16 protein-coding genes are annotated in these 19,221 nt (G+C 68.9%); 7 read left to right on the top strand and 9 right to left on the bottom strand.

The genetic code is table 11. The features are described 5' to 3' along the window. Positions 1 to 456, top strand: a 456-nt coding sequence (locus ACWDR3_RS41070; RefSeq protein WP_450357707.1) for a cbb3-type cytochrome c oxidase subunit I, incomplete at its 5' end; no start/stop codon positions are given. A 51-nt stretch (positions 457 to 507) separates the two neighbouring features. Here ACWDR3_RS41070 and ACWDR3_RS41065 read toward each other — a convergent pair. Continuing rightward, positions 508 to 2,475 (bottom strand): ricin-type beta-trefoil lectin domain protein, encoded by a 1,968-nt coding sequence (locus ACWDR3_RS41065; RefSeq protein ID WP_450357706.1) that lies wholly within the window; start codon positions 2,473 to 2,475, stop codon positions 508 to 510. A 249-nt stretch (positions 2,476 to 2,724) separates the two neighbouring features. Here ACWDR3_RS41065 and ACWDR3_RS41060 point away from each other — a divergent pair, with 249 nt between their 5' ends. Further along, the gene (locus ACWDR3_RS41060; RefSeq protein ID WP_450357709.1) at positions 2,725 to 3,954 is read left to right on the top strand and encodes a glycosyltransferase; all 1,230 of its coding nucleotides are present in this window, start codon (positions 2,725 to 2,727) and stop codon (positions 3,952 to 3,954) included. A 72-nt stretch (positions 3,955 to 4,026) separates the two neighbouring features. Here the strand turns inward: ACWDR3_RS41060 and ACWDR3_RS41055 are convergent, their stop codons facing one another. Both ACWDR3_RS41055 and ACWDR3_RS41050 read right to left on the bottom strand, forming a co-directional pair. Then, the gene (locus tag ACWDR3_RS41055; RefSeq protein ID WP_450357705.1) at positions 4,027 to 4,689 is read right to left on the bottom strand and encodes a TetR/AcrR family transcriptional regulator; all 663 of its coding nucleotides are present in this window, start codon (positions 4,687 to 4,689) and stop codon (positions 4,027 to 4,029) included. Between the two features lie 94 nt (positions 4,690 to 4,783). Further along, positions 4,784 to 5,878 (bottom strand): sensor histidine kinase, encoded by a 1,095-nt coding sequence (locus tag ACWDR3_RS41050; RefSeq protein ID WP_450357708.1) that lies wholly within the window; start codon positions 5,876 to 5,878, stop codon positions 4,784 to 4,786. A gap of 141 nt (positions 5,879 to 6,019) precedes the next feature. Between ACWDR3_RS41050 and ACWDR3_RS41045 the strand changes: the two genes are divergently transcribed. Continuing rightward, positions 6,020 to 7,180 (top strand): lipid II:glycine glycyltransferase FemX, encoded by a 1,161-nt coding sequence (locus tag ACWDR3_RS41045; protein ID WP_450357704.1) that lies wholly within the window; start codon positions 6,020 to 6,022, stop codon positions 7,178 to 7,180. A 79-nt stretch (positions 7,181 to 7,259) separates the two neighbouring features. On the opposite strand, the gene ACWDR3_RS41040 is transcribed toward ACWDR3_RS41045, so the two are convergent. Next, a complete protein-coding gene (locus tag ACWDR3_RS41040) occupies positions 7,260 to 8,603 on the bottom strand; it encodes a UDP-N-acetylmuramoyl-tripeptide--D-alanyl-D-alanine ligase (RefSeq protein WP_450357703.1) in 1,344 nt (447 codons plus the stop codon). A 124-nt stretch (positions 8,604 to 8,727) separates the two neighbouring features. Here ACWDR3_RS41040 and ACWDR3_RS41035 point away from each other — a divergent pair, with 124 nt between their 5' ends. From ACWDR3_RS41035 to vanX, 3 genes are read left to right on the top strand one after another with little or no spacing between them, the layout of a single operon-like run. Continuing rightward, entirely contained in the window at positions 8,728 to 9,711 is a 984-nt protein-coding gene (locus ACWDR3_RS41035) for a D-isomer specific 2-hydroxyacid dehydrogenase family protein (protein WP_450357702.1), read from the top strand. Next, positions 9,704 to 10,744, top strand: coding sequence for a D-alanine--(R)-lactate ligase VanA-Sc (gene vanA-Sc, locus ACWDR3_RS41030; RefSeq protein WP_450357701.1), 1,041 nt, complete (start codon positions 9,704 to 9,706; stop codon positions 10,742 to 10,744). Before ACWDR3_RS41035 ends, vanA-Sc begins: the two co-directional genes overlap by 8 nt. Next, a complete protein-coding gene (vanX, locus tag ACWDR3_RS41025; RefSeq protein WP_450357700.1) occupies positions 10,741 to 11,349 on the top strand; it encodes a D-Ala-D-Ala dipeptidase VanX in 609 nt (202 codons plus the stop codon). Before vanA-Sc ends, vanX begins: the two co-directional genes overlap by 4 nt. A gap of 3 nt (positions 11,350 to 11,352) precedes the next feature. Here vanX and ACWDR3_RS41020 read toward each other — a convergent pair whose 3' ends face one another. From ACWDR3_RS41020 to ACWDR3_RS41010, 3 genes are read right to left on the bottom strand one after another with little or no spacing between them, the layout of a single operon-like run. Continuing rightward, positions 11,353 to 12,798, bottom strand: coding sequence for an aldehyde dehydrogenase family protein (locus ACWDR3_RS41020; RefSeq protein WP_450357699.1), 1,446 nt, complete (start codon positions 12,796 to 12,798; stop codon positions 11,353 to 11,355). Between the two features lie 58 nt (positions 12,799 to 12,856). Continuing rightward, positions 12,857 to 13,867 (bottom strand): hypothetical protein, encoded by a 1,011-nt coding sequence (locus tag ACWDR3_RS41015; RefSeq protein ID WP_450357698.1) that lies wholly within the window; start codon positions 13,865 to 13,867, stop codon positions 12,857 to 12,859. A 42-nt stretch (positions 13,868 to 13,909) separates the two neighbouring features. Continuing rightward, complete coding sequence (locus ACWDR3_RS41010; RefSeq protein ID WP_450357697.1) at positions 13,910 to 14,746, bottom strand: oxidoreductase; 837 nt, start codon at positions 14,744 to 14,746, stop codon at positions 13,910 to 13,912. Between the two features lie 132 nt (positions 14,747 to 14,878). On the opposite strand from ACWDR3_RS41010, the gene ACWDR3_RS41005 reads away from it, so the two are divergent. Next, a complete protein-coding gene (locus ACWDR3_RS41005; RefSeq protein ID WP_450357696.1) occupies positions 14,879 to 15,556 on the top strand; it encodes a TetR family transcriptional regulator in 678 nt (225 codons plus the stop codon). Positions 15,557 to 15,637: 81 nt separating this feature from the next. Here ACWDR3_RS41005 and ACWDR3_RS41000 read toward each other — a convergent pair whose 3' ends face one another. After that, entirely contained in the window at positions 15,638 to 17,494 is a 1,857-nt protein-coding gene (locus ACWDR3_RS41000; RefSeq protein WP_450357695.1) for a cellulase family glycosylhydrolase, read from the bottom strand. Between the two features lie 93 nt (positions 17,495 to 17,587). Beyond that, the coding region (locus ACWDR3_RS40995) for an EF-Tu/IF-2/RF-3 family GTPase (RefSeq protein WP_450357694.1) at positions 17,588 to 19,221 on the bottom strand (1,634 nt) is incomplete at its 5' end.

The following is a 19,221-nucleotide window of genomic DNA, read 5'->3' as shown; positions in this document are numbered from 1 at the left end:
TTCCACTTCTGGTGGCCGAAGATGACCGGCAAGATGCTCGACGAGCGGCTCGGCAAGATCACGTTCTGGACCCTGTTCATCGGCTTCCACGGCACCTTCCTGGTCCAGCACTGGCTGGGCGCGAACGGAATGCAGCGGCGGATCCCCGACTATCTGGCCGCGGAGGGGCTGACCACCCTCAACACGGTGTCGACGATCTCCTCGTTCCTGCTCGGCGCGTCCTTCCTCCCTTTCTTCTACAACGTCTGGAAGACCGCCAAGTACGGCAAGAAGGTCGAGGTCGACGACCCCTGGGGCTACGGCCGTTCGCTGGAGTGGGCCACCTCCTGCCCACCCCCGCGCCACAACTTCGTCTCCCTCCCCCGCATCCGCAGCGAGTCCCCGGCGTTCGACCTGCACCACGGCGAACACCCCGCTGTCGAACCGCGACCCACGGCGCCGTCTGCCAGCGGCTGACGTGCGCCGCGGTCGCGGCCGTCCTGGTACTCGCGTGCGGCTAGGCCCGCCCTATGACAGTGACCACTGCTGGTTGGTACCGCCGTTGCAGGTCCACAGCACGAGTTGGCTGCCGTTGGCCGTGCCGCCGTTGTAGGCGTCCAGGCACAGGCCCGCGTTGACGTTGGTGATGGTGCCGTCCGAATTGACGTTCCACTTCTGGTTGTTCTGGCCGTTGCAGTCCCAGATCACGACCTTGGTGCCGTTGGTGGTGCCGAGGTTGTAGGCGTCCAGGCACTTGTTGCCGTACACCACGAGCTCCTTGCGGGAGGTGTACGACCAGGACTGGTTCTGGCCGCCGTTGCAGTCCCAGAGTTCGGACTGGGTGCCGTTGGTGATGGTGTTGTTGTAGATGTCCAGGCAGCGGCTGGACTGGGTGCCGATGACCTGGGTTCCGTTCGCTCCTGGCAGCGGGCGGACGGTGATGTCGGCAAGGGTCGGTGCGCCGGTGAAGGTCAGGGTGTTCGCGGAGCCCTTCGCCAGGCCGACCTGGACGGAGATCGTGCCCTGCGTGGAGCCGGTGGGCGGGAAGGAGACCGCCGTCGTGCCCTGGCCGTTGACCTTGAGGGTCGCGGTGCGGGCGGCGGACGTGTTGTTGGTGTAGGCGACGTCCACGGTCTTCACGCCGGTGCTGCCCGCGACCACGCCGGAGAAGCTCGACGTGCCCGTGTAGGTGCTGCTCGCCGCCTCGGTGCCGCCGGTGACCGTGAGCAGCACCGAACCGCCCGCCGGGACGCTGGCGGTGTAACTCGTGCCGAACGTACCGACGTTGGCCCGCGCCCACAGGTCACGGACGGTCGCGTTGGCGTTGGTCAGGCCGAAGTCCGACCAGCGCACGGTGATGTTCTGGGCGGAGGAGGTGCGGTTGAGGAGGACGACGGCACGGTTGCCGGCGCCGCTGAGCACCTTGCCGTAGACCTGGAGTCCCGTCGTGTCCTCGGCGACCTTGACGCCCTGGAGCCCGCGCGCGTCCTGATCGACGCCGATGACCTCGGGGTTCTTGAGGATCCCGGCGGTCTCCGAGGACATCGTGGTCAGGTCGTTGCCCGCCAGGAGAGGTGCGCCGGAGATCGCCCACAGGTTCATGTGGGTGCGGTTCTGGGCGGCGGTGAAGCCGGTCATGCCGACCATCAGCATGTCCGGATCGTTGTAGTAGCCGGTGTGCTGCGCGGTCGGGTGCAGGGTCTGGTCGAAGTTGGACAGCAGGTTCGTCATCGACGGCGAGTTGCCGTAGTAGATGATGTCGGTGCTGGTCCGCCACATCGGGGCCAGGCCAGGCGACCAGTTCCAGGGGTTCTGGTAACCCCAGTTGCAGATGGAGAGGGTGAGCGGCCGGCCGGTGGCGGCCGTCGCCTTCGTCACCGCGGAGCTGATCGAGGTGTACGTCGACGCCGGGTCGAGGCCTTCCGCGTCGCCCCCGCACCAGTCGACCTTCACGAAGTCGAAGCCCCACTGGGAGAACTGCAGCATGTCCTGGTCGTAGTGGCCCTCGCTGCCGCTGCCCGGCGCGGCGGGGCGGCCCGTCGGGTAGTAGTAGCCGCAGCCGTCCTTGCCGGCGTCGGTGTAGATGCCGGCCTTGAGGCCCTTGCTGTGGATGTAGTCGGCGATGGCGCTCATGCCGCCGGGCCACTCGGCCGTGTCGACGGTGATGTTGCCCGCGCTGTCGCGGGTGCCCTGCCACCAGCCTTCGTCGATGTTGATGTACTGGTAGCCGGCCGCGGGCAGCCCGGCGGCGACGAACGCGTCGACCTGCTGCTTGATGACGTTGTAGTCGATCTTCGCGGCGAAGCTGTTCCAGGAGGCCCAGCCCATGGGGGCGGTGGGCACGGCTATCTGCCGGCTCGTCGCCGCCTGGGCCGGGGCGGGCCCGGCGAACAACAGCGCGGCGGTCGCGGTCAGAGCGAGGACGAGGAGTCGGACGGCGGCGGCTCTGCAGCGTCGGACGAGACCTCGGTGGGTGGTGAGCGTCGGGGGGTTCATGCGGCTCCTTCGGCGGGGGTCCCGAAGACGGTCGTGGACGGGGAAGGACGGTCACGGTGATCGAGATGGTCACGACGATCGATATCTCGAACGTGGATCGGTGAACCGAACGCGTTGCGCGCCGAAAGTAGAGCCACGGGGAGAAGGAAGTCAACGGATGTGACAGGCGTGAAGTGGCCGTAGTTCGTGGGTCGTTGTCGCCTTGCGGCTGGACCCGGGCCCATACTGACCGTCGTGCGAGTGGCGATCATGACGGCGGGCTCCCGGGGCGATGTGGCCCCCTACACCGGGCTCGGCCACGGGCTCTCCCGGGCCGGGCACGAGGTCACCCTGGTCACGCACGCCCGGTTCGAACCGCTGCTGGCGGGGTCGGGAGTCCGCTTCCATGCCCTACCGGTGGACCCGCGGGCCGAGTTGGAGTCCTCGCGCGGGCGAGGCCTGCACGACAGCGCGACCGGCCTGGGGAAGCTCGTACGCCTGGTCTCGATGGCGCGGGACGTGGTCGGACGGATGGCCGACGATCTCGTGACGGCCGCCCGGTCGAGCGACCTGCTGCTCCTGGCCCCGTCCGTGGCCCCGCTCGGGCACACGATCGCCGAAGGTCTGTCCCTGCCGAGCCTGGAGGTCTCCCTCCAACCCCTCAGTCCCACAAGGGAGTTCGCACCGCCGATGCTCAGCGCCCGGTCGTTGGGCGCCGCCGGGAACCGGATCGCCGGTCATGGCGTGAACCTGGCCGTGCAGCAAGTCTTCGCCGAGGCCCTGCCCGCCGTACGGGACCGGCTGGGTCTGCCACGCATGCGTGCCGTCGCGGCCTGGCGGGCCCGCGAGCGACTGGCGCCGCCGGCGCTGCACGGCTTCAGCCCGCTGGTGGTGCCGCGACCGTCCGACTGGCGGGCGGGGCTCGACATCGCGGGCTACTGGTGGCCGTACGACGTCGAGAGCCAACTCCCGGACCCGGTACGGGACTTCCTGGACGCCGGTCCGGCGCCGGTGTACGTCGGGCTGGGCAGCGCGACCGTGCCCGATCCCGAGCGGCTCAGCGCGGACGTCGTGCGCGCCCTGCGCCGGGCCGGACTGCGGGGTGTGATCCAGCGCGGCTGGAGCGGTCTGGAGGCGTCCGGCGACGACATGCTGACCGTCGACGAGGTCCCGCACTCCGCCCTGTTCCCGCGCATGGCCGCCGTGGTCCACCACGCGGGCGCGGGCACGACCGGCGCGGGCCTGCGGGCCGGGGTCCCCGCGGTACCGGTACCGATCCAGTTCGACGAGGCCTTCTGGGCGGCGCGCCTGGTCCGTGTCGGAGTCGCTCCGTGTGCCGTGCCCCTGCGCCGCCTGACCACCGAAGCGCTGGCCGGGGCGCTCCAACGGGCAACGGGGGATGCGGAGTTGGGGCGGCGGGCAGCGGAATTGGGTGCGCGTATCCGGGCGGAGGACGGTGTGCCGCCGGTGGTGAAGGCGGTCGAGAGGATGGCCGGCTGAGGGGGTGTGCACCGGTCGGGCGGTCGGCTCGCTCCTCCCAGGAGGGGTGAGCGCACAGGCCCGGCGGTCGGCTCACTCGCCCTCCGGAGACCAGCCCTCTGGCCGCAGAATCCCCAGCAGCTGCCGGACCAGTTCGTCCACGACCTCGTCCAGGGTCGCGTCGAGCCATCCGGCGCTCCAGTCGTGGAGCAGTCCGTTCACGCTGCCGATGAAGGCGGTCGCGGCGATGCGGTAGTCGCGCTGGGCCGCCTGTCCCCGGGCGGCGGACGCGTCGCACTCGGCGCAGATCAGGTCCACCCAGCGGGCACGGCGGGCCAGGCGCTGCTCCTCCAGGCGTGGGCTGACGCCGATGATCTCGACGAAGGTGATGCGGATGCGGCGCGGATCGGCGCTGACGTTCGCCGCGTAGGCCCGGAACATCGCCGTGACGCGCTCGACGAGCGGGAGGTCACGGGCCTCGGCGAACGCGGCCAGGACGGCCTCCTCGGCCCATCCGTTGACCTGGAGATGCAGCGCGGCGAGCACGTCTTCGAGGGTGTGGAACTCCTCGTAGAACTGGCGTGTCGAGAGTCCCGCGGCCTCGCTCAGCGCGGCGACCGTGGTCGCGCGGTAGCCGGGTGTGTCGCCGAACAGGTCGAAGGCGGCGTCCAGGAATCTCCTGCGCCGTTCAGCCTGCCGTTCCGTGGCCGACTTGCCGCCGTAGCGTCCGGTCGGGGCCCTGAGCCTGCCCGCCACTGATTCCTCCCTCGCCGCCTGATACGACAGTTTGTCGTGTCATCGGCCTCGGCGAGAAGGGCGCCCCCTGTCCTCGGCGCCGGCGCCCCCTTCCTCAGCGCTGCGGAACGGTGCTCGGCACCGCGGGCAGTTCCACCGTGATGCGGAGCCCACCGGCCGGGCGCGGGGTGAGGGTAAGTCTTCCGTCGTGGGCGAGAACGATGGTCTTGACGATCGCCAGTCCCAGGCCGACGCCCGCGTGGTCGGCGTGAATGCGCTTGGTGCCGCGCTGGAACGGCTCGGTGAGGGTCGAGACCAGCTGGGGGGTGAGGATCTCGCCGGTGTTCTCGACGGTGACCACCACGGTCCTGGGGCGGACCTCGGTGCTGACCCACACGGTGCCGTCCTCCGGCAGGTTGTGCACGATCGCGTTCTGCACGAGGTTCGTGATCAGTTGCAGCAGGAGCGCCTGCGATCCGATCGTGGGGGTGATGTCGCCGTCGGTCTCAATGGTGACGCCCTGCTTCTCCGCGAGAGGCAGCAGGGTTTCGGCGGCTTCTTCCGCCACGAGGGAGAGGTCGACGGGCTCTCGGGTGAAGGTCCGTTGGTTGGCGCGGGTGAGCAGGAGCAGTGCCTCGGTGAGGTCGATCGCCCGGGTGTTGACGGCGTGGAGACGTTCGATGATCTGGCCGTTGTCGTGATTCGGGTCGGTGCGGGCCAGGTCGATCAGTGACTTGGAGACGGCCAGCGGGGTGCGCAGTTCGTGGGAGGCGTTGGCGGCGAATCTCTGCTGTTCGGCGACGTGCGCTTCGAGCCGGGCGAGCATGGTGTCGAAGGCGTCGGCGAGTTCGCGGAACTCGTCCTTGCGGCCCGGCAGCCGGATCCGGTGGGAGAGCGAGCCGCTCGTGGCCGTGCGGGTGGCCTCCGTGATGCGGGTCAGCGGGGCGAGCATACGGCCGGCGAGGATCCAGCCTCCCACCAGACCGAAGACCAGCAGGAACGCCAGGACCGCGGCCGCCCTCGGAGCGAAGACGCCCAGGAGGACGGACCGGATGGGGAAGACACCGTTCGGCCTGTCGTCCGGGTTCGTGAGCAACGCGCGATTGGGGACGTACCGCAGGAGGAACACCCACACGGCGGCGAGCAGCAGGACGCCGGCGACCATGAGGAATCCGGCGTAGCTCAGGGTGAGCTTGAGGCGAGCGCTCATCCCGGGCGCCCTGTCCACGATCCCCTGCCCGTCCCGCTCCTGTCTGTCTCGCATGCCTTCGATGGTATGAGTCGGCGCATATCGTCGCCGTACCGAAAAGCGCATACGCACCGGCAACACCGCGCTGCCTTGGCTGGCGGAATGTCCTACAGCGAAACAGCACGCACAGCCGCGGGCGTGAACCTGACCGTCAGGCCGATCAGCGCGGCCGACCACTTGGCGTTCGTACGGGCGCAGCGGTCGGTGAGCTTCCTGCAGACCCCGGCCTGGGGGCGGGTCAAGACGGAGTGGCGCAGCGAGTCGCTCGGGTGGCACGACCGCGGGCGGTTGGTCGGTGCCGGGCTCGTCCTGCACCGGCCGGTGCCGCGGCTCGACCGCTACACCCTGGCCTATCTGCCCGAGGGCCCAGTCATCGACTGGACCGGCGAGATCGACGCGTGGCTCGACCCGCTGGCCGCGTATCTCAAGGCACACGGCGCGTTCGCGATCCGGCTGGGTCCGCCGGTGCGCACGAACACCTGGGGCGCCGCCCAGGTCAAGGAGGGCATGGCCGACCCGGGCATCAGACGGTTGACCGAGATGTCCGGCGACTGGGCCGACCCGGTCGGCGCCCGCGTGGCGGACCGGCTCCGGGACGCCGGCTGGCTGCCGCAGAGCCCGGAGGACGGCTTCGGGGTCGGGCATCCGCAGTTCAAGTACGAGATCCCGCTGGCGGGCAGGTCCGAGGACGACGTCCTCAAGGGCATGAACCAGCTCTGGCGCCGCAACATCAAGAAGGCGGCCAAGGAGGGAGTCGAGGTCACGGTCGGGAGCACGCCAGGTCGGGACCTCAAGGCGTTCCACGACCTCTATGTCCACACCGCCGAGCGCGACCGCTTCACGCCCCGCCCGCTGCGCTACTTCGAGACCATGTTCGCGGCGCTGAGCGCCGAGAGTCCCGAGCGGATCAAGCTCTACCTGGCCCACCACGAGGGCGACCTGGTCGCCGCCACCGTCCTGGTCCGCGTCGGCGCCCACGCGTGGTACTCCTACGGCGCCTCCTCCACCGAGAAGCGCGAGGTACGCGGCTCCAACGCCTGCCAGTGGGCGATGATCCGCGACTCCCTGGCGGCCGGCTGCGACGTCTACGACCTGCGCGGCATCACCCCCACCCTCGACGCCGACGACCCGCACGTCGGGCTGATCCAGTTCAAGGTGGGCACGGGTGGTCGGGCGGTGCGGTACGTCGGCGAGTGGGACCTGCCGCTGCGGCCGATGGTCTACCGGGCGTTCGACCTCTACATGAGGCGGCGCGGGCGCTGAGCGTGGATCTCCGGCCCGGCCGCCGGGCGGGCCGGGTTGGAGCGGTTCACCGCGACACGGCCGACCTCGCCCGGCGCAACTACCCCAGCGCGGCGGCCACTTCATCGAGACGCGCCCCGCGCGAGGCCTTGACGAGCACCACATCGCCGACCCCGATGTGGCCGCGCAGCCAGTCGACGGCCGCGTCGTTGTCGGCCAGCATCACCGCACGCTCCCCCGCACCGTCGGCGATCGGCCGGGCACCCTCGCCGACCACGGCCACCACATCGACCCGGGTGGCGGCGTACGCCCCGACGGTGTGGTGTTCGGCCTCGCTGTCGTCGCCGAGTTCGAGCATCTCGCCGAGGACGGCGATACGGCGCCCGCCCTCGATCGCCGCCAGCGCGTCCAGGGCGGCGCGCGTGGAATCGGGGTTGGCGTTGTAGGAGTCGTTGAGCAGCGTGGCGCCATCGGCGAGGTCGCGCAGCTCCATGCGCCACTTCGAGAGTGAGGCGGTGGCGAGGGCGGCCGCGATTACGTCGAGAGGTACACCGGCCGCCAGCCCCGCCGCCGCGGCGGCCGACGCGTTGAGTGCCTGGTGGGCGCCTATGAGTTGAAGCGTGACGGGAGCCGAGGCGTCGGCGGTCCGGAGCGTGAACGACGGCCGGCCGAGCCGGTCAAGCGCCAGGTCGAGCACCCGCACATCGGCGTGTTCCGCCCGGCCGAAGGTCAACACCGGACCGTCGGTGAGCGAGCGCATGGCGACCACGCGGGGGTCATCGGCGTTGAGGACGGCGGTGCCGCCGGGCGCCAGCCCTTGCACCAACTCGCCCTTTCCCTTGGCGATAGCGGCGCGCGACCCGAACTCGCCGAGATGGGCCTGACCGACGTTGAGGACTACGGCGATGTCGGGCGCGACCAGACCGGTGAGCTGGGCGATGTCGCCGACGTGACGGGCGCCCATCTCCACGGCGAGGAACCGGGTGGCCGTGTCCGCGCGCAACATGGTGAGCGGTACGCCGAGTTCGTTGTTGAGCGAGCCGATCGTGGCGGTCGTCGGCGCGATGCTCGACAGCACGGCCGCCAGCAGGTCCTTGGTGCCGGTCTTGCCCTGGGAGCCGGTCACTCCGACGACGGTCAACTTGTCCCGCAGCCGGGCCACGACATGGGCGGCGAGCACCTGCAGCGCGGCCTGGGCGTCCTCGACCACGACGGTCGGCAGCGGCGTGGGCCGGGAGCCGAGCACGGCCACCGCGCCGGCCCGGCGGGCCTGATCGACGTAGTCGTGGCCGTCAACGTGCGCGCCGGCGAAGGCGACGAAGAGGCCGCCCGGCTCGGCCTGCCGGCCGTCGAGCACGGCCGGCGCGGTGACCGTCACGGCATCGTCGCCCTCGACCGCCCCGCCGACGACCTGGGCGATCTCGCCGAGGCTGAGCGGGATCATGACCGGGCCCTTATGGAGGCTGTTTCTTGGAAAGGCATGCCTCCAGTCAAGGCAGCGCGGTGTATCGCAGGCATATGGAAAACCACATACGTTCGGACAACACCAGGCCACCTTGACTGTGGGCATGACCGACAGCGACAACGAACCGCCCCGCATCACCATTTACGGGTGCGGCCCAGATGAAGCCGTCTTGTTCCGCGAGCTGGCGTCTCGATTCGACGTAACGCCGATCATCACCGACGCACCGGTGTCCACAGCCAATAGTGAACTGGCGTCCGGAAGCAGATGCATCAGCGTCGGCCACAAGACTCACCTCACCAACGCCACTCTTCGCGCCCTTGGTCAAGCCGGCGTGACGTACATCTCCACCAGGAGCATCGGCTACAACCACATCGACGTGGGATACGCGGGCGGCGTCGGCATTTCCGTCGAGAACGTCAGCTACTCGCCGGACAGCGTGGCCGACTACACCTTGATGCTGATGTTGATGGCGGTGCGAGACGCGAAATCCATCATCCGTCGCACGGACGCGCACGATTACCGACTGAGTGAACTGCGCGGCAAGGAGCTGCGGGATCTGACGGTCGGCGTGATCGGCACAGGCCGCATCGGCACGGCGGTCATGGACAGGCTTCGGGGTTTCGGCTGCCGGATCCTGGCCCATGACAGTCGTCCCAAGACTGCCGCCGATTACGTGCCGCTCAATGAATTGCTGAAGCTGAGCGACATCGTCACGCTCCATGCGCCGCTCAACGCGGAGACTCACCATCTGCTGGATCGGCGACGCATGGAGCAGATGAAGTACGGCGCCTTGATTGTCAACACCGGACGTGGCGCGCTCATCGACACCGAGGCCCTTGTCGAGGCAGTGGAGAACGGCAGGCTGGGCGGCGCTGCATTGGACGTCCTCGAAGGAGAGGAAGGAATCTTCTACGCCGACTGCCGAGACGAACCCATCGACAGCAAACCGCTGTTGCGGCTGCAGAGTCTGCCGAATGTGCTGATCAGTCCGCACACCGCCTATTACACGGACCACGCCCTGAGCGACATGGTCGAGAACTCCCTCACCAACTGCCTGAAATTCGAAAGCAGGAGTCAGCATGGCTAGGTTGAAGGTCGGCATCATATTCGGCGGCATCTCCGAAGAGCACGCCATCTCCGTCAAGTCCGCGCAGGAGGTCGCCCGCAACCTCGACCTGGAGAAGTACGAACCGTTCTATGTCGGGATCACGAGGAGCGGCGCCTGGAACCTCTGCGACGGGCCTGTCGCGGACTGGGAGGCCGGCAGGTGCCGCCCGGCTCTGCTGTCGCCGGACAGGAGTGTCCGCGGCTTGCTCGTCCTTGAGCAGGGACGATACGAGACGATCGGCCTGGACCTCGTGCTGCCCGTCCTGCACGGCAAACTCGGCGAGGACGGCGCGATGCAGGGTCTGCTGGAGCTCTCCGGTATCCCCTACGTCGGCTGCGATGTGCAGAGTTCCGCTCTGTGCATGGACAAGTCCCTCGCCTACCTCGTCGCCAGGAGCGCGGGAATCGCCACGCCGAATTTCTGGACCGTCCTGGCGCACGAGAACATCGATCCCGCCGGGCTCACCTATCCCGTCTTCGTGAAACCGGCCCGTTCGGGGTCGTCCTTCGGCGTCAGCAAGGTGTCCGGGAAAGAGGAACTGCTGAGCGCGGTGGAGAACGCACGGCGGTACGACTCGAAGGTGCTGATCGAAGAGGCCGTTGCCGGCAGCGAGATCGGGTGCGCCATCCTCGGGAACGAGTTGGATCTGTTCGCCGGCGAGGTGGACCACATTTCCCTCTCGCACGGGTTCTTCCGCATCCACCAGGAGGACGAACCCGAAAGCGGTTCCGAAAACTCCACGCCGATCGTTCCGGCCGACATTCCGGCAGAATCGCGTTCGCTCGTCCATGAGACAGCGAAGACTGTGTACCGCGCGTTGGGATGTACGGGTCTTTCTCGGGTGGACATGTTCCTCAAGGAGGACGGAGAAGTCGTCCTCAACGAGGTCAACACCCTGCCCGGCCTGACCTCGTACAGCCGCTATCCGAGAATGATGGCGGCCGCGGGATTGCCGCTCGGCGAGGTGATCGACCGGATGGTGTCGCTGGCGCTGACGGGGAAGATCCGATGAAGGAAGATTTCGTCTTCGTGGACGAGGCGGTGTCCGGAATACGCTGGGACGCCAAGTACGCCACCTGGGACAACTTCACCGGCAAACCGGTGGACGGGTACCTGGCGAATCGCATCGTCGGCACGCGGGATGTGTGCGCGGCTCTGGGAAGGGCTCAGAAGAAGGCCGAATCCCTCGGCTTCGGCCTTCTTCTCTGGGACGGTTATCGCCCGCAACGGGCCGTGGACCGATTTCTCCGGTGGTCGCAACAGCCGGAGGACGGCCGGACGAAGCTGCGGCACTATCCGAACATCGACAGAGCCGGGATGTTCGACCTGGGATATGTGGCCGCCCGGTCGGGTCACAGCCGCGGCAGTACCGTCGACCTGACGCTGTTTCACCTGGACACCGAAGAACTGGCGCCCATGGGCGGTGACCACGACCTGATGGATTCGATCTCACATCACGGAGCGAAAGGAGTCACGGAAGTCGAAGCGGCGAACCGTCGACATCTGTGCTCCATCATGGAAACCTGCGGTTTTCGTTCCTACGCCTGCGAATGGTGGCACTACACACTCGAAACCGAGCCCTTTCCGGACACCTATTTCGACTTTCCCATCGCATAGGGCTCACTGGACGGCGAGGCCCGGCAGGGTGACGCTGACCGTCTTGAGCTGGGTGTACTCGTAGAGCGCCGTGATGCCCTTCTCCCGGCCGATGCCGCTCGTCTTGTAGCCGCCGAACGGTGTCTCGACGCCCATGGCACCCCCGTTGACGGTGACTTGGCCGGCCTCGATGCGGTGGGCGAGGGCCAGCCCTCGGGCGGTGTCCCCGGTCCACACGGCGCCGGCGAGGCCGTACTCGGTGGCGTTGGCGAGGGCGACGGCTTCTTCGTCGGTGTCGAACGGCATGGCGACCAGCACCGGCCCGAAGATCTCCTCTCGCGCCACCTGCATGTCGGGCTTGACGTCGGTGAGCACGGTCGGCTGGATGTAGCGCCCCCGTTCGGGCACCCCGTCCTCGCACCTGTGCCCGCCGACGGCGGCACGGGCGCCCTCCTGCCGCGCGGTGGCCAGCATGCCGAGCACCTTGTCGAACTGCGGCGGAGTGACGATCGGGCCGAAATCCTCGCCGGGGCGCTTGCCGTCCAGGATCGCGCCGATACGACGTACCAGCTCGTCCTGCGCACTGCGCTCGACCAGCAGTCGGGTGGTCGCGGAGCAGATCTGCCCGGAGTTGATCAGGACGGCCATCGCCGCCGCCCTGGCGGCGGCGTCGAGGTCGGCGTCGGCGAAGACCACGAGCGGGCTCTTGCCGCCCAGTTCGAGGGCGACCGGTATGACGCGCTCGGCGGCGATCCGACCGATGGCCCGGCCGGTGGCGACCGAGCCGGTGAAACTGACCCGGCGGACGAGGGGGTGCGAGACCAGCGGGGTGCCGACGGCGGGGCCGGTTCCGGTGACGACGTTGAGGACGCCGTCGGGCAGTCCGGCCTCGGCGGTGATGCGCCCCAGGGCCAGGGATGTGGCGGAGGTGAACTCGCTCGGCTTGAGCACGACCGTGTTGCCGGCCGCCAGCGCGGGGGCGATGCCTCGACACCCCTGATTGAGGGGGGCGTTCCAGGGGGTGATGATGGCGACGACGCCGTACGGCTCGTGCCGGGTGTAGGTCAGGTTCTGCGGTCCTTGGTCGATCGTGTCGCCGGCGAGGGTGCGCACGATGGAGCCGTAGTAGTCGAAGTAGTCGGCGGCGATGAGCAGTTCCATACGGGCGAGAACGGGGATCTTGCCGCCCTCGGCGCACTCCAGCCCGACGAGCCGGTCCATGTTCTCCCGTATGCCGGCCGCGATGGATGTGAGGACCCGGGAGCGCTCCGTCGTGGTCGTCCGCCCCCAGGCCGGCTGGGCCCGGTGGGCGGCGAGGACGGCCTGCTCGACGTCCTCGGCGGAGCCGTCGGCGATACGGAACACGAGTTCGCCGTCGTGGGGGCTGGTGGAGTCCAGATGGCGCCCCGAGGCGGGCGGCACCGGGTGGCCACCGATCCAGTGCTCGAACTGCGTGATGGTGCTGCTCATTACGCTCTCCGTTCTCGGTTCTCGGTGACAGTCGCCGCCCTGCATCCGCGGAACCGATTCATGACCGGCCCCGCACGATCTCGGCCAGGCGGGCGGCCTGTTCGTCCACGGCCTGGGGGCCGTTGCCGGTGAGCAGGGAGTGGTCGGCGTCCCACATCACCTTGGCGGCCGAGGGGTTGAGGGTGAGGCTGACGTCGTAGCCGGCCTCCTTGAGCGCCACGTCGACGTAGTAGGTCAGGCGTGTTCGCTCGCCGGGCACCTTGGGGTACTGGAAGCCGAGCATCGCCCTCTCGCCGTACTTGGGCACGGTCGTGATCCGTGCGCCCTTGAAGGCGTGCTCGGGATCGCTCGTGACCTTCCCGTCGCCGTCGACCCGGTACTGCGCCGAGGTGAGGGCGATCGGGGCATGGCAGATGAGGGAGATCGGGACATCGGCCTCGCGCAGGGTGTTCAGCAACTCCCCCATCCACGGGTTGTCGTGGAAGTCGACCATCGGGGCGTGTCCGCCGGGCATGTGCACGAACGCCAGGTCCGCGAGCGAGAAGTCGGACGCGGGATCGCGGTGCCGTTCGATCAGTTGCTGGATGGACAGGTACTCGCGCTGCTGCGATGCGTCGAAGTCGGCGACGACATCGCCTCGGACGGAGATGGCCTCCGCGTCCGTCTTGGGGAGCGGCTCGGAGACCGGGATGCGGCCCAGCAGCCGGTAGGCCAGGGCGAGTTCGCTCTCGCGGCGCTTGAGGAGGTCCGGATTCTTCTCGCGCAGCTTCTCGGGGCCGAACCGCTCGACGCCGGTCTGCATGGTGGTGCGGGCGGTGGCGAGACCGAGGTTGCCGGCTCCGTGGAAGTTGAGCGCGAGTCCGTTGACGTCGAGCTGCGGCAGCTCGCCGTCCGGGGTGGCCAGGATGAAGTCGTAGTCGTTCTCGAACTGCGCCATCACGGCGGCGAGTTCGACGAGGAAGAACCCGGTCGGTATTCCGGGGTGGCCGGCGGGCTCGCTGAGCGGGAGCACGCGTGCCGACGAGAGGAGGATCAGGGCCTTGGGCCGCGGGGTGGTGGAGTCAGACATGGTCTTTCCTTCGCTGCGAAGTCGGATGGGGAGCAGGGGCTTTCACGCCGGCACACCGGACGAGCGCTTGACGAACGCGTCGAACGTGCGGTCCGGCAGGAGCCTGCTGAGGAAGATGAGGGGGCTCGCGCCGAAGCCGACGCGGTAGCGGGTGCGCGGACGCCGGGTGGTCGCCGCCTTCGCCACGGCCTTGCCGATGACGGTGGCGGGTGAGGCCATGCGGGTGCCGGGCCGCGAGCTGCGCTCCAGGGACTTGGCCATCGCGTCGGCCTGCTCGGCGTACGGTCCGTGGCTGGAGGTGGCCCGCAACTTGTTGGCCGCGATCGCGCCCCAGTCGGTCCGGATGGAGCCGGGTTCGATGAGCACGACGTCGATGCCGAACCGCTTGAGTTCCAGGCGCAGTGCGTCGCTGAGGCCTTCGACGGCGAACTTGCTGGCGTGGTACCAGGCCCCCATGGGCGTGGCGAACCGGCCGCCCATGGAGCTGATGTTCACGATGGTGCCGCTCCCTCGGGCGCGCATGTGCGGAAGGACCAGCTGGGTCAGTCGCGCCAGACCGAACACGTTCACTTCGATCTGCGCGCGGGCCTCCGCCATGGGTACGTCCTCCAGCGCGCCGTACGAGCCGTAGCCGGCGTTGTTGACGAGGACGTCGATGCGGCCCTCGGCCGCGATGATCTCGTCGACCGCGTTGCCGACGGAGATCTCATCGGTGACGTCGAGCGAGAGCGTTCGCACGCCCGACGCCGCCAGGCCGCTCATCCGGTCGGTGCGGCGGGCCGCGCCGTAGACGATGAAGCCGGCCTGCTGAAGCTGTCGAGCGGTGGCTTCGCCGATGCCCGAGGAGGCACCGGTGACCAGAGCTACATTTTTCGTCATTGCGGATTCCAGCTCTCAGAGCTCGTCGGAACGGGATGTCGGACCTACCGGACCTAAGAGACCGGCGGGCTCTTCGAGCATAAGAGACCTCCGGTCTCTACGCAAGGGACCGGAGGTCTGTAACCTGTGGGCATGAACACGTTCCAACGCGCCAGAAACGAGGAGCAGCGCGAAGTACGCCGCCGGAGCATCCTGGAGACGGCGGCGACCATGCTCAGCGAGATGCCGGTCTCGGCCGTGAGCCTCAATGAGCTCAGCCGCCGCGTGGGACTGGCGAAGTCCAATGTCATGCGCTACTTCGAGTCGCGCGAGGCGGTCCTTCTGGACCTCCTGGAGAGCCTGACCCGCGACTTCCTGGCGGAGGTGGTCGATCAACTGCCCGCCTGCGTCGACCGGACGGGCTCCGCCGTCACCAGGGCCGAGTCGGTGGCATCAGGACTGGCCTCGTCGTTCGCGGCCCGCAGGATGCTCTGCGAACTGCTCAGCGCCCAGGCCGGCATCCTTGAGCACAATGTCTCCGCCGAGCTGGCCGCGAAGTACAAGCGGGGGGCCCACGAAGGTCTCGGCGGTCTGGCGGACATGCTGCGGGAGGTCCTGCCGGAGCTCGACGAACGAAAGGCCGCCGAAGCAGCCAGCATGACGATCGTGCTCGTCGGAGCGTTGTGGACGCACAGCCATCCGGCGGAGGCCGTGCGGACCGCCTACGCGACCGACCCGAGTCTCGTGTTCCTCCGCACCCCCTTCGCCGCGACTCTGGAGCGCGCGATCACGATCTATCTGATCGGCCTGCTGGCCGACTCCGACAGATGAACCCGGCCTGCCCTCGCCGGAATTGACCGGTCGAGGGCCTGGCCGGGCCTCTCCTTCCCAGAACCTTCCCAGAGCCCTTTCTCAGAACTTCGCCGCCGCCCAAGCCGCCAGCTCGGACTTCGCCGCGCTCAGCAGGGTGGCGGAGGGTGCGGTCGCTCCGTTGGTCACCAGCGCGTAGTGCAGGACGCCGGAGTCGGAGTCCGTCAGCAGCAGCCGGCGGCTGCCGGTGCCGCCCGGCTCCGCGGCCACGCCGACCGGGGTCGACGAGGTGTAGGCGGGCGGCGCGTACGCCGTGCCCAGGTCGGAGACGACCGTGGTCGTCGCGGTCGGGAAGGACGCCGGGAGGTGCAGTTCGGTGGGTGCCGTGGCACTGCCCGAGCGCCACACCAGCAGGCTGTACTGGCCGGAGCCCACCAGCGAGGACACGTTCGGGAGTGAACTCGGTACGGGGTTCCAGGTCAGGGTCGTCGACCCGTCCCGGGAGCGGTCCTCGTAGGTGAACGCCGCCGTGGAGCCGGAGGTCGCGCTCGGGTAGACGCGGTCCAGGAGTCGGGCGTCCTGGCGCAGGGCCACCGTGCCGGAGTCGTTCATGTTGACGGCGGAGAGATCCTCGTCGTTCCATGCGTCGCCGGACGTCAGCACCTTGTCGGGGTTGTCGTTCATCAGCTCGTGGTGGCGGCCGTTGTAGATGTCCCACTGCCACTGGGAACCCGACAGGACGGGACCGGAGTTCGCCGGGTTGGTCCACCAACTCGCCCCGGGAACACGGGAGTCCAGGGCCTGGTACATCGCCTTGAGGACCGTCGGCGCCTTGCCCGCGACCGTTCCGTTCAGGGGGTGCCCGAACTCACTGACGATCGCGGTGGTCCCGGCGGCCGAGGCGCGGTCGCGGATCGTGCCGAAGTCCGTCGCGTACTGCCCGTCGGACGCGTTGCCCCACATGAGGATGCCGGAGATGGCCTTCTGGTCGTAGAAGTGGGTGTTGAAGACGTAGCGCGAGCCGAGCGTGCCCGCGTCCAGCAGGCCGCCCTCCTGCTTCTGGGAGTCGATGTTGGAGTTCCAGAAGAGGTTCGGCTCGACGAAGGCGGGCTTGCTCTGCCAGCCGGCCGCGTCCATCCGGGCCCGGAACTTCTGGAAGAAGGGCCACAGCAGGTTCGCCTCCCAAGTCCGGGAGGCCTGACCGGAGTCGTAGGTGCCGGCGAACGGCTCGTTGTACGGGTCGAAGCCGACGACGCCCGCGAACTGGGCGGTCGTGAGGTGCTGCGCGAGGTAGCTCATGGTGGACTGCGCCGTGGTCAGGAAGGCGTCCTGCAGGCCGTAGTTGTTGTGCCAGAAGTCGTACTGACCCTTGGTCACGGCCGCGTTCTGGGTGATGTTCTGCCCCCAGAAGAGGCAGATCCCGCAGTACTCCTGAGAGTAACTCCCCAGGTCCACCGCCCACTTGGGGGCTCCGTCGCCCGTGTACCAGCTGCCCGTGTTGAACAGGTACCGGGAGTAGAGGTCCTGGTGGAAGTCGGGGTAGACGCGGATTCCGGTGTCGAGGAAGGCCTGCATCTGCGCGGTCACGGCGGCCAGGTAGGCCGTGTCCACCTGACCGCGCACGGGTTCGGCGTAGGCCCAGGACAGCAGGAAGCGGACCGCGTTGCCGCCGCCGAGGGCACGCAGCGCGGTCGCCGACTTCTTGGCGTCGGCCACCGAGGCGAAGGGCAGACCGTTGTTCTCGTCCAGCTTGGTCTCGCCGGAGACGTTGTAGCCGCGCAGTACGACCTCGCGGCCGGTGGCGTCGACGAAGCGGCCGTTCGACACGGTGAGGGTCGTGCCGTCGAACGAGAGGGAGTCGGGGACGGTGGCGGCGGTGGCGGGCGAGGCACCCACCACCGTCAGGAATCCGCAGAGGACAACCAGAACCACGAGCAGACGAGCCCGGATATTCGGCATGTCCACTACAGTCCGGGGATTTCCCGACACCGTCAATACTTCTGACTCCTGAGTAAGTTTCAGGATTTTCGGTCCTCTTTCGCCCCAGTCACCTCAACTCCCCACTCGTCGGCTCATGTTCAACAGGTACTCCCGGCGGTTGAGAGGGTTGTGGTCGGTGCGCGGCCGGGCCGGCACCGTGCCGTGCGTGATCGGCGCGTAGTGGTCGAAGGCGCTCTCCAACTCGCCCTCGCCGCGCGTGAGTCCGGGGATCCGCCGGCCCAACTCGTGCACGCGGCCGGCCGGTACCGTGCCCGTCAGCACGCAGACGCTGCCACGCGTCTCGGTGCTCTCCGGCACGGCCCGCAGCGAGGTCAGCACCGGCAGCAGCGCGCCCAGGGTGTCCGCCGGGGCCTCGACACGGAACGCGTGCATCGGCTCGTACACCCGTGTCCCGGCCCGCCGCAGCGCCTCGACCAGGACGAGCGGGGTCAGGCCCCGGAAGTCGTAGCCGGTGCTGGACATGCTCTTGTCGAAGCCCTGGTGGGCGTGGCTCTGCCGGGGCGAGTAGCCGCAGTGGGTCATGGTGACCGCGCAGTCCGGGATCCGCCAGCCGCAGAGGCCCAGTTCGAGGGTCTCGCGGACGGTGTCCTCGACGGCCTTGAAGAAGGCGTACGGCATGGAGCCCAGCTCCACCTCCAGCCCGAACTCCACGCCGGAGCCGGTCGGGGCGGGGTCGACGCGCAGGCCGACGGTCGCGAGGAAGGGGTTGTCGTCCTTCTTGTTGTACTCGACCGCCGCGCCGGAGCCGACCGGTCGCTCGACGCAGATGGTGGTGGTCTCCCGGAAGGTGACGTCGAGTCCGTACTCGTCGGCGAGCGTCGCCTGGATGACCTCCTTCTGCACCTCGCCGTAGAGCGACACGGACAGCTCGCGGCGCCGTTCGTCGTGGCGCAGGTCGATCAGCGGGTCCTGTTCGGCGAGTTGACCGAGGGCGAGGTGGAGCTTCCCGCGGTCCGTGGCCGGGCCCGGGACGACCACCGTCTCCAGGGTCGGCGGAGCGAAGAAGTGCCCCTGGATGTCACGGGGTTCACCGATCGTGTCGCCGATCCGTACGTCCGCCAGACCCCACAGCCGGGCGATGCGCCCGGCGGGGACGGCGTCGTCACGGACGTCGGTGCCGTGGTCGAAGACGGTGATCGCGGTGACCCTGCCCTCCTGCCGCGCCGCGTCCTCCGTCCCGGCCGCACCGAAGGGGACACGGTCGCGGGTGCGCAGGGTACCGTCGAAGATCCGCGCGTACGCCACCTTCTCCCCCGCCGGGCCCCGCTCCACCTTGAACACCGTGCCGGAGACGGGCACTTCGGGATCTCCGTCGGCCGGCGGCAGCAACTCCCCGATTCCGGCGACCAGTTCACGGACGCCCGCGCCGGTGATCGCGGAGCCGAAGTACACCGGGTGGACCTGGGCCCGGCGGGTACGGGTGACGAGCGCCGTACGGAGACGGTCGTGGGAGAGGGTGCCGTCGACGTACGCGGACAGCACGTCGTCGTCCTGGGACGCGAGGACGTCGAGCGCGCTCGGGGCGAGTCCCGGGGTGAAGCGGGCGCCGGACGTGCCGAGCCCCTCCGCCGTGCCCATGGGAACGATCGCCGGTGTGAGCCGGTCGGCGATCTCGCGCAGCACACCGTCCTGGCGGGCCCCGCGCCGGTCGATCTTGTTCACGAACAGCAGGGTCGGGATGCGCA

It is taken from the genome of Streptomyces sp. NPDC001002, assembly GCF_053599215.1.
Note: the sequence above shows the minus strand (reverse complement) of the source record. Positions and strands in the feature narration are given on the sequence as shown.

What these genes read in the sequence shown, in the direction of transcription:
- ACWDR3_RS41060 (WP_450357709.1), top strand. Translation starts at nt 2,725, where the DNA reads ATGACGGCGGGCTCCCGGGGCGATGTGGCCCCCTACACCGGGCTCGGC.
- ACWDR3_RS41040 (WP_450357703.1), bottom strand. Translation starts at nt 8,603, where the DNA reads ATGATCCCGCTCAGCCTCGGCGAGATCGCCCAGGTCGTCGGCGGGGCG.
- ACWDR3_RS41010 (WP_450357697.1), bottom strand. Translation starts at nt 14,746, where the DNA reads ATGACGAAAAATGTAGCTCTGGTCACCGGTGCCTCCTCGGGCATCGGC.
- ACWDR3_RS41005 (WP_450357696.1), top strand. Translation starts at nt 14,879, where the DNA reads ATGAACACGTTCCAACGCGCCAGAAACGAGGAGCAGCGCGAAGTACGC.
- vanX (WP_450357700.1), top strand. Translation starts at nt 10,741, where the DNA reads ATGAAGGAAGATTTCGTCTTCGTGGACGAGGCGGTGTCCGGAATACGC.
- vanA-Sc (WP_450357701.1), top strand. Translation starts at nt 9,704, where the DNA reads ATGGCTAGGTTGAAGGTCGGCATCATATTCGGCGGCATCTCCGAAGAG.
- ACWDR3_RS41045 (WP_450357704.1), top strand. Translation starts at nt 6,020, where the DNA reads ATGTCCTACAGCGAAACAGCACGCACAGCCGCGGGCGTGAACCTGACC.
- ACWDR3_RS41065 (WP_450357706.1), bottom strand. Translation starts at nt 2,475, where the DNA reads ATGAACCCCCCGACGCTCACCACCCACCGAGGTCTCGTCCGACGCTGC.
- ACWDR3_RS41000 (WP_450357695.1), bottom strand. Translation starts at nt 17,494, where the DNA reads ATGCCGAATATCCGGGCTCGTCTGCTCGTGGTTCTGGTTGTCCTCTGC.
- ACWDR3_RS41035 (WP_450357702.1), top strand. Translation starts at nt 8,728, where the DNA reads ATGACCGACAGCGACAACGAACCGCCCCGCATCACCATTTACGGGTGC.
- ACWDR3_RS41015 (WP_450357698.1), bottom strand. Translation starts at nt 13,867, where the DNA reads ATGTCTGACTCCACCACCCCGCGGCCCAAGGCCCTGATCCTCCTCTCG.
- ACWDR3_RS41020 (WP_450357699.1), bottom strand. Translation starts at nt 12,798, where the DNA reads ATGAGCAGCACCATCACGCAGTTCGAGCACTGGATCGGTGGCCACCCG.
- ACWDR3_RS41050 (WP_450357708.1), bottom strand. Translation starts at nt 5,878, where the DNA reads ATGAGCGCTCGCCTCAAGCTCACCCTGAGCTACGCCGGATTCCTCATG.